The following is a 13,358-nucleotide window of genomic DNA, read 5'->3' on the forward strand; positions in this document are numbered from 1 at the left end:
GACGCCGTACCGATCAGGCGGCGCGCCGCTTCAACTTGCGCCGTTCCCGCTCCGAGAGCCCACCCCAGATACCGAACCGCTCGTCGTGGCCGAGAGCGTATTCGAGGCATTCGGTCTTGACCTCGCAGCGCGAGCAGATTCGCTTCGCCTCGCGGGTCGAGCCGCCCTTCTCGGGAAAGAACGCCTCGGGGTCGGTCTGCGAGCACAAGGCCCGCTCCTGCCACTCCGGCGCGTTTCCGAGCAGGTCGGCCACCTCAAGCTGGCCGTCCATCAAATGCCTCCTTGTCGCGCACCGGCGTCATCGCCGCTGCAACCCCCCACGCGAAAGGCGTGCGTGTCCGTCCGGTCCCGTTTTGTTGCGTTCCGTGCGAACAACCCCATTCAAATTACACGCGTGTAATGCGTGCGCCGTCAAGCCAAACTTGATAATGGAGTCGCCCTCCCGACAACCCTGGCCGGCCACCAGGACCGTCCAGCCTCGCAACCTGCCCTATCGATTCAGACCCCGGCCGAGTAACGCCCTCTCCGGCGAGTTGCCCGACTTTTCTGCCGTGGCGCTCCCCCGGACGGCCCGCCGACCGTGGAGCACGGGTACCCCCTCCGCAAAGCTGATCTTGGTGGGGGACAGGTTAACGCGGCGCGACGCAGACCGCCCGTCCAGCCGTGGACAGCGTTCGCACCCCGCCCACAATGTGGACGGGGTGCGAGGGGAAACAGGGTCCGTCGAGGTCAGCCGGTAGCCCCAAAACCGCTGCTCGGCCAGGCGAACTCGGCTATTGCTCCACCATGGACAGAAACCGTCCCCGCTGACGTGTTTTCATCCCACCAGACGGTATACATGCCCTCGGGCAGATCGGGGTAGACCGCACTGTGGAACGAGCCGTCCCGGACCCGGCGCTCCCGGACCGCCGAGTGGACCCGCCGATCGTCACCGCGGCTGATCTCGATCTCCCGGCCGTGCAGATCCCGACCGGTGTAGATGATCAGGGCGCCGGTGTCGCCGCCCAGGTCGAGGACGACACTCCCCGTCTCCGACGGACCGTACGTGTGTTCGTGCATCGCCACTCCCCCGCCCGACGTCAGGACGACGCCGGCGGGTTGTTGAACCCGTCGTACGGCGTACCCAGGTAGGGGAAGTTCGCCAGGAACGGCGCCGTCACGTCGGCGGCGCTGAGCGCCGGGGTGACCGCGCCGGCCGCCGCGTCCGGGCGGAACGTCTTGTCCACCAACGGTACGGTCACCCCGGCGATCGCCCGCAGCGCGATGCTGACCACGTCGTCACCGACCCGCCGCCCGTTCGGGAAGCCGGCCAGGTCGCCGCCGAGCACCCCGAACCGGTCCGGCCGCCGGTTCGGCGCGATGGCCGTGTTCAACCGCAGCATGTCGGCCTGCACCTCGCCGGTGGCGTTCGTGAAGCCGTCGATCAGACCAGCGGGTACGCCGGTGAGCAGGATCGCCACCAGGTCGGCCCGCGCCTTCTTGGACTTGTTGAGCTTGTCCAGGTTGGGGAAGACGTCCGGGTAGAGGGCCGGCAGCAGGGCGGCCAACTCGGGCTGCTCGACGAAGCGGGCGAACCGCTTGTCCTCCGACGGTGGCAGCGAGTTCCACAGGTCCTTCTTGGACATCGGCACGATGACCTCGTTGAACAGCGGATTGCCCAGCCGGGAGACCTGGGTGAACGGACCGGTGGAGGTGTCCGCCCCACCCCGGTCGCCGAGCACCCGGACCTGCCGGCGCGACGCGGACGTCCACACCCCCAGCACCGACGCGGCGTCCGCCGGACCGTACCGGTTGGCGCGACGACGTACCTGCTTCAGCGGCACCTGCAGGGCGATGCTGTGCACGTTCATCCGGTCGGTGGCGTTGACCGGCTCCCCCTCGGCCTTGAAGATCTTCTTGCCGGCCACGTGCAACTGCTGGAACGGCCGCAGCGTACCGAGATCGAAGATCGCTCCCAGGTCGACGAAGAAGCCGTCCGCGCGTTGCCCGGCGAAAACCCGCTCCCCCGTCGACAGGGTGTACGTGGCCTGGCGTACGAGGTCGGCGTACTTCGGCGTGGACAGCGGTCCGACGTTGCACGGCGGGCAGGGGAGCTTGTGCGCGAGCCGGTGCTCCTTGCCGTCGGTGATCCGGGTCAGGCTGTAGAACTGCCGGCGGTTCCAGTTCTTGCTGTCGAGCGACTCGATCGGCCCGGTGTTGTAGAGGAAGCTGTTCGGGTTGGTGATCTCGGTCGTGAACTCGAACCGGTAGGTGACGTCGGGATGACCGTCACCGTTGTTGTCGATGTGGATCTCGTAACGCACGTCGTCGCCGAACTCGAAGAAGTTCGGCCCCCCGGACGGAAGCTGCAACGGCACGTAGTTGGCGATCAGCGTGACCGTGTCGGGCTTGTCGGGGCTCACGAACGCGTAAAGGTCGGAGCTGTCGGCGACCGGATCCTTGGCTATCTCCGGGGCCTCGCGGTGGGAAGACATGGCGGACCAACCTCACTGGGCGGGGACTGTTGGCGGACGGGGCGCTGGTCAGCGCCGGGCGAAGGCGCTGGTCAGCGCTTGGCGGCGCGGCGCAGCCGGTCCGCGAGGCCGCGGTCGCGTACCTCGATCCGGGACTCACCGACGAAGACGTCCATCGTTCCCGACGCGGCGTCGCGCAGGTGCACGACGATCGGCTCGTCGGCCCGACCCGCCGCGCCCGGCGCGTTCTGGGCGGCCGACAGGCCCGGCACGGTGAGCGCGGCGGCGCCGAGGGTGGCGCTGGCCGCGGCGGTCAACGTCTGCCGGCGGGTCAGTCGCGGCCAGGGCCGCTTCCGCTGATCAGTGGTCATGGGGAACCTTTCCGGCGGCGGCGCGCACGCGCCCGCGGTGACGGGTCCGGTGCCGCCGACCGACGTCGCCGGGCCCCTGGGGGAACACCGGCGGCGGCCCTCGCCGCGACCGCCGCCGGCACCGCTTGGTACGGCCGACGGCGGGAAAAGGTTCGACCTCAGCGCCGAGCGTGACCGTATGCGGTCGTCCGCTTGCGCGCCGGCCGCCCGGCCGCCGTCGCGATGGCCCGCAACTGCTCCTCGGTACGCGCCGAACCGTTGCCGGACCCCGCCATCCGGGAGATGGTCTCCTCCATGAGCGTGCCGCCCAGGTCGTTGCAGCCGCCCTGGAGCATCGCCACCGTGCCCTCGTCGCCGAGCTTCACCCAGGAGCACTGGATGTTGTCGATCCGGCCGTGCAGCAGCAGCCGGGACATCGCGTGCACCACCCGGTTCTCCCGCCAGGTCGGTCCGGGACGGGCGATGCCGGCCAGGTAGATCGGCGCGTTGGTGTGCACGAACGGTAGCGCCACGAACTCGGTGAACCCACCGGTACGGTCCTGCACGCCGGCCAGCACCCTAAAGTGCGCCAGCCACTGCCCCGGGTGGTCGACGTGGCCGTACATCATCGTGGAGCTGGACCGGATGCCCAGCTCGTGGGCCGTGCTGACCACGTCGACCCAGGCGGCGGCCGGCAGTTTGCCCTTGGTGAGCACCCAGCGCACGTCGTCGTCGAGGATCTCCGCGGCGGTGCCCGGGATGGTGTCCAGCCCGGCCTCGCGGAGCTGGGTCAGCCACTCGCGGACCGGCACGCCCGCCTTGGCGGCGGCGGTGACGATCTCCATCGGGGAGAAGGCGTGCACGTGCATCTCGGGCACCCGGGCCTTGATGGCGCGGACGATGTCGGCGTACCCGGTGACCGGCATCTTCGGGTCGATTCCGCCCTGGAGGCAGACCTCGCTGGCACCGGCCGCCCATGCCTCCTCGGCCCGGTCGGCGACCTGGTCGACGGAGAGCCGGTAGGCGTCGGCGTCCCGCTCACGCTGCGCGAACGCGCAGAACCGGCAGCCCACGTAGCAGACGTTGCTGAAGTTGATGTTGCGGTTGACCACGTAGGTCACGTCGTCGCCGACCGCGTCCCGGCGCACGTCGTCGGCGAGCCGGCACAGCTCGTCCAGCGCCGGCCCGTCCGCCGTGAACAGCGCCAACGCCGCGTCGGTGTGGGCCGGGTCGAGCAGCGCCGCCGGGTCGTCGGCCGCGAGCCGCAACCCGGCCGTAAGGTCACGGTCCGCGCCACTGCCGGCCGTCATCGGGGGTACGGCGACCCGTTGCGCTGCCGCCTCCGGGGTCACCTTGCCGGCGACCTCGGCCCAGTCGCCGTAGACGCTGTCGAAGTCACCGCGCCGGTCGTCAGTGCGGCCGGTGGTGTCGATGGTGGCGTGCAGATCGGTCCGCCCGCCGAACACCTCCTCCGGCTCCTGCCAGGGCCGGCCCTGCGGGAGGGCCGACTCGACCGCCATGCCGGTCGCCGGGTCGGCGAGGGCGGACACGTGCGGCAGCAGCCTCGGGTCGAGCCACGGGTCACCCGCCCGCACGTACTCGGGGTAGATCGTCAACCGCTCCCGCAGCGTGAACCCGGCCAACTCGGTGTGCCGGGCCAGCTCCTCGATCTGCGGCCACGGGCGCTCCGGATTCACGTGGTCCGGGGTGAGCGGCGAGACGCCGCCCCAGTCGTCGATACCGGCCCGCAGCAACAGGTCGTACTCGCCGGCGATGAGGTTCGGCGGGGCCTGGATGCGGGCCTTCGGGCCGAGCAGCAGCCGGGCCACGGCCACCGTGGCGGCCAGGTCGTGCAGCTCCGCGTCGGGCATCCCCCGCATCGCCGTGTCCGGCTTGGCGCGGAAGTTCTGCACGATCACCTCCTGGAGGTGGCCGTACTCGCGGTGGGCGCGACGGATCGCGAACAGCGCGTCCACCCGCTCGGCCGGCGTCTCGCCGATGCCGATGAGCAGCCCGGTGGTGAACGGCACCCCGACCCGCCCGGCGTCGTCGAGCACCCGCAGCCGGACCGCCGGCTCCTTGTCGGGTGAGCCGTAGTGCGGGCCGCCCGGCTCGGACCACAGGCGGGTCGCGGTGGTCTCCAACATCATGCCCATGCTCGGCGCGACCGGCTTGAGCCGTTGCAGCTCCGACCAGGACAGCACCCCCGGGTTGAGGTGCGGCAACAGGCCCGTCTCCTCCAGCACGGCCACCGCGCAGGCGCGCAGGTAGTCCAGGGTGGAGTCGTAGCCGCGCTCGTCCAGCCACGTACGGGCCGCCGGCCACCGCTCCTCCGGCCGGTCACCGAGAGTGAACAGGGCCTCCTTGCAGCCCTGCGCGGCGCCCTCGCGGGCGATGGCCAGCACCTCGTCGCGGTCCAGGAACGGCGCCGGCAGGCGGTGCGGCACAGTGGCGAAGGTGCAGTAGTGGCAGCGGTCCCGACAGAGCCGGGTCAGCGGGATGAAGACCTTCTTCGAGTACGTGACGACACCCGGCCGCCCCGCCTCCCGCAGCCCGGCGTCGCGGATCTGACCGGCCACCCGGAGCAGCTCGTCCAGCGCCTCACCACGGGCGGCGAGCAGCGCGGTCGCCTCGTCAAGGTCCAGCGCCCGGCCGGCGGCGGCCCGACCCAGGGCCCGCCGCACGCTCGCCTCGCTGGGGCCGGATTGGGTGCGATCAACCATCCGCTCACCCTATGCGCCCCAAACCCCCACCCAACCCACCCCCGCCCCGACAGCCCGCGACCCCGGCCCTCGCCGATCTTGCAGTTGCTGTGGCGACACGAGGGGCATCGCACTCATAACGACAACAGAAAGTGCAAGATCGGCACCCGCTCGCCGATCTTGCACTTTCTGTGGTGGCACCTGGGGTATTTCACGCGAACCGACAACCGAAAGTGCAAGATCGGCGCGAGGTTGGCGGTGTGCAGGTCAGCGCGGGCCTTCGGGGTTGATGTGCTGGGTGCGGTCGTTGTCCTCGTTCGCGGGACGCGGGATCGCCTGGGTCGGGTCGGCAGGGCTCGGCTCGGCCGACTGACGCGGGATCGCCTGGGTCGGGTCGGCCGACGGCGGCTGCCCGAACGGTGGCGCGGGCTGCGCGAACTGCGGTCCCGGGTTGCCCGGCGGGGCGGACTGCGGGCTGGTGTGGGCCGGCGGCGCGGACTGCGGGCCCGGGTTGGCCGGCGACGCGGACTGCGGGAACGGCGGTGCTGACTGCGGGTGCGGCGGCGCGGACTGGGGGAACGGCGGCGCGGACTGCGGGGCCTGGAACGGCGGCGACGGCTGGCCGTACTGGCCCGGGAACTGCGCCGGCGGGTAGCCGCCCGGCTGACCCGCCTGCGGGTAGCCGCCCGGCTGGCCGGGGGCGGCCCAACCGGCCTGCGGCTGACCACCGGGCTGACCGGGGGCCGGCCAACCACCGGGCTGCTGCGGCCAGCCCTGCGGCGGCTGCCCGTAGACGCCCTGCTGCGGCTTGGGCTTGGGCACGTAGTAGAACGCCCGCCAGATCGTGAACACCACCCAGGCGGCCACCGCGAAGATCACCAGCCAGGCGAAGCGGGTCAGCACGCCGAGCAGCGCGTCGAGGATCTCCGCCTCGGCGAGCCGGCCGACCGTCCAGATCAGCATGGTGAGCGTGCCGAACAGCGCGCTGACCGCGTACTCGCCGAGCGCCACCTGCGTGATGAGCTTCGCCTTCGGCAGCACCGGCGCGACGTGGGTCGCCAGCAGCACGGCCAGCAACGGCAGGACCACCGCCTCCACCCCGATGAACGAGAAGAAGGAACTGCCCGCCCGACCGGTGAAGTCGGTGTAGTCGGCCGGAATGAGCAACCGGAGCAGCCCCACGAAAAGGAACACGGCGTTCGCGCCGAGCAGGGCGAGCGCACCCAGTTCGCGCAGTGGCTTGGTCAGCTGGCGGGCCTGCGTCGCGTCGGCGGACGCGGGCTCGGCGGGGCTGGTCACGAGCTCCCCCTCGGGGCATTGACGGACAGGGCGCACGTGAGCCTAGTCTCCCCGGGCACCGGCGGACCGGAGGCGTCACGTACGCGAGGATGGTCGACATGCGCATCGTGGTTCTGGCCGGCGGCATCGGGGGCGCCCGGTTCCTGCTCGGCGTCCGGGCGTACGCCCGCGAGGTCGACGCCGAGGTGACCGCCGTGGTCAACGTCGGCGACGACCTGTGGCTGCACGGGTTGAAGATCTGCCCCGATCTGGACAGCGTCATGTACACCCTCGGCGGCGGCGCCGACCCGGAGCGGGGCTGGGGCCGGGTCGGTGAGAGCTGGACGGTCAAGGAGGAGCTGGCCGGGTACGGCGTCGAGCCCACCTGGTTCGGCCTCGGCGACAAGGACATCGCCACCCACCTGGTCCGCAGCACCATGCTCAACGGTGGTTACCCGCTCAGCGCGGTCACCGAGGCGCTGGCGAGCCGCTGGCAACCGGGCGTACGCCTGCTCCCGGCGACCGACGACCGGCTGGAGACCCACGCCATCGTCAGCGGCGGCGGTGAGCCCGCTGCCGAGGACGACCAGGGCCAGCGGGCCATCCACTTCCAGGAGTGGTGGGTGCGGTACCGGGCGAACATCCCGACCCACCGTTTCGTGTTCGTGGGCGCGGAGACGGCGAAGCCGGCACCGGGTGTGCTGGACGCCATCGGGGCGGCCGACCTGGTGCTGGTCGCCCCGAGCAATCCGGTGGTGAGCGTCGCGCCCGTGCTCGCCGTACCCGGGATGCGTGAGGCCGTGGTGGACGGCCCGGCGCCGGTGGTGGGGGTCTCGCCGATCATCGGCGGCGCGCCGGTACGCGGGATGGCCGACCGCTGTCTCGAGGTGCTCGGGGTTGAGTGCAGCGCCGCGGGGGTGGGCCGCCTGTACGGTGGCCGGTCGGCCGGCGGCCTGCTGGACGGCTGGCTGGTCGCCGAGGAGGACGCCGACACGCTGGTGCCGGAGGTGACGGTCCGCGCGGTGCCGCTGCGGATGACCGACGAGGCGGCGACGGCGGCGATGGTCCGCGCCGCGGTGGAGTTGACGTGAGGCTGGAGATCCTGCCGGTGCTGGGCATCGGCCACGTGACCGAGGGCGACGACCTGGCGGCGTTGATCGCCACCGCCGCGCCGTGGCTGCGCGACGGCGACGTGCTGGTGGTGACCAGCAAGATCGTCTCCAAGGCGGAGGGGCGCCTGGTCGACGTCCCGGCGGACGGGCCCGAGCGGCTCGCCGCACGCGAGGAGGTGCTGGCGGCCGAGACCGCGCGGGTCGTGGCCAGCCGGGGCGCGACCCGGATCGTGCAGACCCACCACGGGTTCGTGATGGCGTCCGCCGGGATCGACGCGTCGAACGTCGACAAGACCCGGCTGGTGCTGTTACCCGTGGACCCGGACGCGTCGGCACGGGAGCTGCGCGCCGCGCTCCGGGAACGGTACGACCTCGACGTCGCGGTGATCGTCAGCGACACCATGGGCCGGCCCTGGCGGAACGGGCTGACCGACGTCGCGCTCGGGGTCGCCGGCATGCCGGCCATCCGCGACCACCGGGGCGAGGTCGACCCGTACGGCAACGAGCTCCAGCTCACCCAGATGGCCGTGGTGGACGAGCTGGCGGGCGCCGGCGAGTTGATCAAGGGTAAGTGTGACCAGGTCCCGGTGGCAGTGGTGCGGGGCTACCTCACCGCCACCGGCGCGGACGACTCCGGTGGCGCGCGTGCGCTGGTCCGGGACGCCGCGCAGGACCTCTTCTCGTTGGGCACCGCCGAGGCCCGGGCCGCCGGGCTGGCCGACGCCGCGACCCTCGTCGAGACCGTCGGCCCCGAGCCGATCGACCCCGCCACGGTGCGGCGGGCGCTCGACGCGGTGGCCGAGGTGGTCACCCCGGGCACGGTCTTCACGCTCGTCGACGAGGCAGAGGTACGCGCCGGCCTGGTCGCCGAGGTGCCCGGCTGGCCCACCGACGCCACCGCGCTGGTACTCGGCACCGCCCCGGCGCCGGTCGACCCGATGGACCTGGTCCGCTTCGGCGCCGACCTGCACCGGCTGCGCATCGCCCTGGCCGCCGAGGGCGTCGGCTCGACGCTGCTGCCCCCACCCGCCGGCAGCCCAGCAAGCGCCGCCCTAGCCCTGTAATCCCGCCACCCGGCCGCCCGGCCCCGCCCGGCCCGGCCGACCTCGGCATTGATCATGAAGTTATTACCCGCTGCCTCGGCGTGTCCGGGCAATAACTTCATGATGAATCGGGTGGGGTGGGGTTAGGCCTCCAGGACGGCTCGGCCCAGCGGGGTCAGCGTGTGCAGCACGGTGTTGCGGTCGCGGTGGCTGACGAGCAGGCCGGCGTTGCGCAGCACGGTGGCGTGCTGGCTCGCCGCCGCCGGGGAGATGTCGAGCCGACGGGCCATCTCACCCGTCGTACAGCCGTCGTCGCTGGCCTGTAGCACCGCGGCCCTGGTCCGGCCGAGAAGCGCGGCCAGCGAGTCACGGCCGGTACCGGTCGCGGCCGACGCCTCGCCGTCGGCGGCGGCGAGGCCGCCCAGCCGGTCCACGGGATAGACCAGGACGGGCGGCAGCGCCGGGTCGAGCAGGGCGACCGGCGTGGGTGCGCAGAAGAACGACGGCACCAGCAGCAGCCCTCGCCCGTCCAGGTGCAACTCGCGGCTGTGCGGGTAGTCACGCACCTCGAGCACCCCGCCCGACCAGCGCATGGTCGGGCGCAGGCTGGTCAGGAGGGCCTCGACGCCGCCGTCGAGGAGGGCGCGCGCACGACGGTTACGGTCCGCCGCGACGGCGGCCTGGATCCGGCTCCAGTACGGGCCGATCGCCAACGCCCGGTACTGCTCCATCGAATCCGCGAGGTGCCGCAGTGTCGCCACGTCGCCACGGGCCAGCGCGGCGGCCGAGGCGGGCAGCGGGTTCTCGGCGGCCACCAGGGTCAGGTCCCGCTGGAGCACCTCGATCGGCGTGCTGCGAACCGCTTCCAAGCCTGCCTCGAAACCTTCCACACTGGCGTACGGGGTGAGGAAGTCGGGAAAGTAGCCGCGCGGCGGATTCAGGGCGAAGAGCAGTCGGAGCTGGTCGGAGGCGATGTCCCGGCGTAGCCCGCGGGTCACGGTGTGCCGCCACGCCGACGTCAGCGGGTCGCGGTTGCGGCTCTGCAACGCGTGCAGGCTGAGGACCAACTCCCAGACCGGGTCGGCCGCCGGTGCCACCCGGGTCCGGAGGATGTCCTCGCCGGAAAAGTGGATCTTCAGCATGGAGCACTCCCGTGCCGCCGGCAGAGGGATGCCGGACGGCCATTTCGACTCTACCTGGCCGGCAGTTATCTCCATCTTTAAGCCTGGACTGAAAAACCTCGACGCCCTCGGGGACGGTTAGGCATGCTTCCAGTGCCCGCGCACGGCACCGACGCGTCCTTGACGCGTTCGACGCCGGGGCACCGGGACTGGGGAGGACCGGTGATCGGGCGGCACCACGAGGGTCTGCGGCCCTTGCTCCGCAGAGGTGTCGTCCGGTCACCCCGCCGCCGTGGTACGCGTCGCCGGCCAGGCCGAGAGCCGACCGCTCGTAGAGTGACGGGATGCCCGACACCGCGATGACCGGACCCACCGTCGACCCCATCGATCCCACGACGTTCGCGGCACTGCACGCCGACGCGGTCGCGCTGCTCGAAGGTTGGCAGCCGACCAGCTCGGCGTCGGCCGAGGCACGGGATCGCACCCTCGCATTGCTCGCCGCCGGGCCGATCGCGATGAGCCGACAACACCGCCCCGGCCACGTCACCGCGAGCGCGCTGGTGCTGGACCCGACCGGGGCGCGGGTACTGCTCTGCCTACACGCCAAGTTCAGCCGGTGGGTGCAGCTCGGCGGGCACTGTGAGCCGGTCGACCGGACCCTTGTCGGGGCCGCGCTGCGCGAGGCCACCGAGGAATCCGGCATCACCGGGCTGCGCATCGACCCGGTGCCGATCGACATCGACGTGCACGAGGTGCAGTGCCAGGGCGGCTCGCGCCACTACGACATCCGGTTCGCCGTGGTCGCCCCGGCCGACGCGGTCGAGCAGGTCAGCGACGAGTCCGAGGCGCTGGGGTGGTTCCCGCCCGACCGGCTGCCCGAGCCGCTGGCCGGCGGGACCGCACAACTCGTCGAGCCGGCCCTCACCGCCCTCCAAAGGTGGTGACGCAGCGCTGGCGACGGGAGTTCCCGTCGCCAGCGTCACGCACCGGACGTCAGATGTAGCCCTCTTCGCCGCGCTCCTTGAGCTCGTCGACCAGCAGCTTGACGTCCTGGGCCCGCTCGCGCGGACAGACCAGCACCGCGTCCGGGGTGTCCACCACGATCAGGTCACGCACACCGATGACCGCCACCAGCCGACCCGACTGTGGCACCACGACCAGGTCGGCGGTGTCCCGCAGCAGCACGCCCGGCTTGGCGTCCGTACCGAGCACCACGTTGCCCGCGTCATCCGCGGGGAGCACGTCGCCGAGGGTGTGGAAGTCGCCGACGTCGTTCCAGCCGAAGTCACCCGGCACGGTGGCCACCCGGCCCGCGGTGGCCGCGCCCTCCATCACCGCGTAGTCGACGGAGATCTTCGGCAGCGTCGGCCACACCGTGCCGAGGACATCGTCCTGCTCCGGCGTGCCCCAGGCAGCGGCGATCGCGGTGACCCCAGCGTGCAGCGCCGGCTGCTGACGGGCCAGCTCGGCGAGGAACACGTCCACCCGCCAGACGAACATGCTGGCGTTCCAGAGGTGTCGACCCGATCGGACGTACGCCTCGGCGACCTCGGCTGCCGGCTTCTCCTTGAACTCGGCCACCTGCCGCCACGGGGCGCCGTCGGTGGCCTCGTCGGTCTCCAGATAGCCGTACCCGGTCTCCGGCCTGGTCGGGGTGATCCCGACGGTCATCAGCATGCCCTGCTCGGCGCCCCGGACCGCCTCCTGGACCGTACGCACCCAGCTGTCCGGGTCACGGATCAGGTGGTCGGCCGCGAAGCTGCCCATCACCGCCTCCGGATCGCGGACCGCGATCACCGCCGCGGCCAGCGCGATCGCCGCGCAGGAGTCCCGGGGGGACGGCTCGACCAGGATGTTCTCCTCCGGCAGCCCGGTGAGCTGCCGGGCGACCGCCGCGACGTGCGCGGCTCCGGTGACCACAAGGGTCCGATCCGGCGTGGTCAGCGGCGCGAGCCGCTCCACGGTCGCCTGCAACAGCGAGGAACTGGTGCCGGTCAGCGGGTGGAGGAACTTGGGGTGGCCGGCGCGGGACAACGGCCACAACCTTGTGCCGCTGCCACCTGCCGGGATGACCGCATAAAGCATCCGCACATCATGCCCGACGCATCGTCCCGCAGTGGCACGGGTCACCACGAGGGCGCCCGAACGGTCACGAACGGGCACGACTCCACGCAGCGATGTGCACCTCGGCGCTGGACTCCCAGGTGAACTCCTTGGCCCGGTCGAAGCCGGCCTTCGCCAGCGACAACCGGCGCTGCTCGTCGTCCAGCAGGGCGGCCAGGTCGGTGGCGATCTGGTCCGGGTCCTCCGAGGTGTACGCGACCGCGTCGCCACCCACCTCGGGCAGCGACAGGCGGGGCGTGGTCAGCACCGGGGCGGCGCACGCCATCGCCTCCAGGATCGGCAGGCCGAACCCCTCGCCGTACGACGGGTAGGCGGCGACCAGCGCACCGCCGAGGAAGCCGGGCAGGTCGGCGTACCGCAGATAACCGGGACGCAGCAGGCGCAGGTGCGACGGCACCTCGGCCACCGCGCGGTCGATGTCGTCGTCGTGCCCCTGCCCGCCGGCGATCACCAGCGCCGGCGGGTCGGTCCGCTCGGACACCGCGCGAGCCCAACCCCGGATCAGATTGGGTACGTTCTTGCGCGGCTCCTTGGCGCCGAGGAAGGCGACGTAGCTGCTGTTGCCCAGCCCCAGCCGAGCACGTACGCGGGCCTTCTCATCCTCGCTCGGCGCGTGGAAGGCGGCGTGGTCGACGCCGTGGTAGGCCACGTCGATGCGGGTCGGGTCGGCGTCGAGCAGCCGGATCAACTCGTCACGGGTGGCCTTGCTGGGCACGATCACCCGGTCGGCGCGGCGCATCGACGTCTTGATGGCGCTGCGGAAGAACGTCCGGCGAGACTTGTCGTAGTGCTCCGGCTCGGTGAAGAACGTCGCGTCGTGCACGGTGACCGTCACCGGGCACCCGGCCCGCAGCGGGCAGGTGTAGAAGGGCGAGTGCAGCACGTGCGCGCCGACCTGCTGGGCGAGCAGCGGCAGGCCGGTCTGCTCCCAGGCGAGGCGGGCCGGGCGGTGCGCCACCGCCGCCGGGGCGGGGATGATCTCCGCGCCGGGCAGCATCCGGGTGTAACGCTCCTGGTCGGTGCGGAGGCTCACCACGGCCAGCTCCACCCCCGACCCGCACACCTTGCCGAGGGCGCCGAGCAGACCGTCGACGTATCGACCGACACCACCACGGTCGGCGGGGACACTCGTGGCGTCGATGAGCACGCGGGGCGGGCGACCGGCGGTCACGGGG

The 13,358-nt window shown here is 72.0% G+C and carries 12 protein-coding genes; 3 read left to right on the forward strand and 9 right to left on the reverse strand.

Annotated features, from left to right (window positions below; genetic code table 11):
• Positions 1 to 13: 13 nt before the first annotated feature.
• The 6 genes from AB0I89_RS22515 to AB0I89_RS22540 all read right to left on the reverse strand — a co-directional run bounded on the left by AB0I89_RS22515 (position 14) and on the right by AB0I89_RS22540 (position 6,804).
• The gene (locus AB0I89_RS22515) at positions 14 to 271 is read right to left on the reverse strand and encodes a WhiB family transcriptional regulator (protein WP_007455784.1); all 258 of its coding nucleotides are present in this window, start codon (positions 269 to 271) and stop codon (positions 14 to 16) included.
• A gap of 458 nt (positions 272 to 729) precedes the next feature.
• Complete coding sequence (locus AB0I89_RS22520) at positions 730 to 1,059, reverse strand: phospholipase (protein ID WP_357129956.1); 330 nt, start codon at positions 1,057 to 1,059, stop codon at positions 730 to 732.
• A 20-nt stretch (positions 1,060 to 1,079) separates the two neighbouring features.
• Positions 1,080 to 2,474: a DUF4331 domain-containing protein gene (locus tag AB0I89_RS22525; protein WP_357129959.1), complete on the reverse strand. Its 1,395-nt coding sequence runs from the start codon at positions 2,472 to 2,474 to the stop codon at positions 1,080 to 1,082.
• A gap of 71 nt (positions 2,475 to 2,545) precedes the next feature.
• Positions 2,546 to 2,824 carry a hypothetical protein gene (locus tag AB0I89_RS22530; protein ID WP_357129962.1) on the reverse strand — a complete coding sequence of 93 codons (279 nt, stop codon included), beginning with the start codon at positions 2,822 to 2,824 and terminating at the stop codon, positions 2,546 to 2,548.
• Positions 2,825 to 2,982: 158 nt separating this feature from the next.
• Positions 2,983 to 5,526, reverse strand: a complete 2,544-nt coding sequence (locus tag AB0I89_RS22535) for a bifunctional FO biosynthesis protein CofGH (protein ID WP_357129965.1) — start codon at positions 5,524 to 5,526, stop codon at positions 2,983 to 2,985.
• Between the two features lie 246 nt (positions 5,527 to 5,772).
• Positions 5,773 to 6,804, reverse strand: a complete 1,032-nt coding sequence (locus AB0I89_RS22540) for a hypothetical protein (RefSeq protein WP_357129968.1) — start codon at positions 6,802 to 6,804, stop codon at positions 5,773 to 5,775.
• A 98-nt stretch (positions 6,805 to 6,902) separates the two neighbouring features.
• On the opposite strand from AB0I89_RS22540, the gene cofD reads away from it, so the two are divergent.
• Both cofD and AB0I89_RS22550 read left to right on the forward strand, forming a co-directional pair.
• On the forward strand, positions 6,903 to 7,874 hold the full coding sequence (cofD, locus tag AB0I89_RS22545; protein ID WP_357129971.1) for a 2-phospho-L-lactate transferase: 972 nt from the start codon (positions 6,903 to 6,905) through the stop codon (positions 7,872 to 7,874).
• Positions 7,871 to 8,959 carry a coenzyme F420-0:L-glutamate ligase gene (locus AB0I89_RS22550; RefSeq protein ID WP_357129974.1) on the forward strand — a complete coding sequence of 363 codons (1,089 nt, stop codon included), beginning with the start codon at positions 7,871 to 7,873 and terminating at the stop codon, positions 8,957 to 8,959. Before cofD ends, AB0I89_RS22550 begins: the two co-directional genes overlap by 4 nt.
• A 122-nt stretch (positions 8,960 to 9,081) precedes the next feature.
• Here AB0I89_RS22550 and AB0I89_RS22555 read toward each other — a convergent pair whose 3' ends face one another.
• Positions 9,082 to 10,080, reverse strand: coding sequence for a winged helix-turn-helix domain-containing protein (locus AB0I89_RS22555; protein ID WP_357129977.1), 999 nt, complete (start codon positions 10,078 to 10,080; stop codon positions 9,082 to 9,084).
• Positions 10,081 to 10,403: 323 nt separating this feature from the next.
• Between AB0I89_RS22555 and AB0I89_RS22560 the strand changes: the two genes are divergently transcribed.
• Positions 10,404 to 11,003, forward strand: coding sequence for an NUDIX hydrolase (locus tag AB0I89_RS22560; protein ID WP_357129980.1), 600 nt, complete (start codon positions 10,404 to 10,406; stop codon positions 11,001 to 11,003).
• A gap of 49 nt (positions 11,004 to 11,052) precedes the next feature.
• Here AB0I89_RS22560 and AB0I89_RS22565 read toward each other — a convergent pair whose 3' ends face one another.
• Positions 11,053 to 12,144 carry a sugar phosphate nucleotidyltransferase gene (locus AB0I89_RS22565; protein ID WP_357129983.1) on the reverse strand — a complete coding sequence of 364 codons (1,092 nt, stop codon included), beginning with the start codon at positions 12,142 to 12,144 and terminating at the stop codon, positions 11,053 to 11,055.
• A gap of 64 nt (positions 12,145 to 12,208) precedes the next feature.
• Positions 12,209 to 13,354: a glycosyltransferase family 1 protein gene (locus tag AB0I89_RS22570; RefSeq protein WP_357129986.1), complete on the reverse strand. Its 1,146-nt coding sequence runs from the start codon at positions 13,352 to 13,354 to the stop codon at positions 12,209 to 12,211.
• Between the last annotated feature and the right edge of the window lie 4 nt (positions 13,355 to 13,358).

It is taken from the genome of Micromonospora sp. NPDC049801, assembly GCF_040656575.1.
Lineage (GTDB): Bacteria > Actinomycetota > Actinomycetes > Mycobacteriales > Micromonosporaceae > Micromonospora.

Bases quoted from the DNA above. Each gene is read 5' to 3' on its own strand.
- AB0I89_RS22565 (WP_357129983.1), bottom strand. From the start codon at position 12,144: ATGCTTTATGCGGTCATCCCGGCAGGTGGCAGCGGCACAAGGTTGTGG.
- cofD (WP_357129971.1), top strand. From the start codon at position 6,903: ATGCGCATCGTGGTTCTGGCCGGCGGCATCGGGGGCGCCCGGTTCCTG.
- AB0I89_RS22520 (WP_357129956.1), bottom strand. From the start codon at position 1,059: ATGCACGAACACACGTACGGTCCGTCGGAGACGGGGAGTGTCGTCCTC.
- AB0I89_RS22560 (WP_357129980.1), top strand. From the start codon at position 10,404: ATGCCCGACACCGCGATGACCGGACCCACCGTCGACCCCATCGATCCC.
- AB0I89_RS22530 (WP_357129962.1), bottom strand. From the start codon at position 2,824: ATGACCACTGATCAGCGGAAGCGGCCCTGGCCGCGACTGACCCGCCGG.
- AB0I89_RS22515 (WP_007455784.1), bottom strand. From the start codon at position 271: ATGGACGGCCAGCTTGAGGTGGCCGACCTGCTCGGAAACGCGCCGGAG.
- AB0I89_RS22535 (WP_357129965.1), bottom strand. From the start codon at position 5,526: ATGGTTGATCGCACCCAATCCGGCCCCAGCGAGGCGAGCGTGCGGCGG.
- AB0I89_RS22555 (WP_357129977.1), bottom strand. From the start codon at position 10,080: ATGCTGAAGATCCACTTTTCCGGCGAGGACATCCTCCGGACCCGGGTG.
- AB0I89_RS22525 (WP_357129959.1), bottom strand. From the start codon at position 2,474: ATGTCTTCCCACCGCGAGGCCCCGGAGATAGCCAAGGATCCGGTCGCC.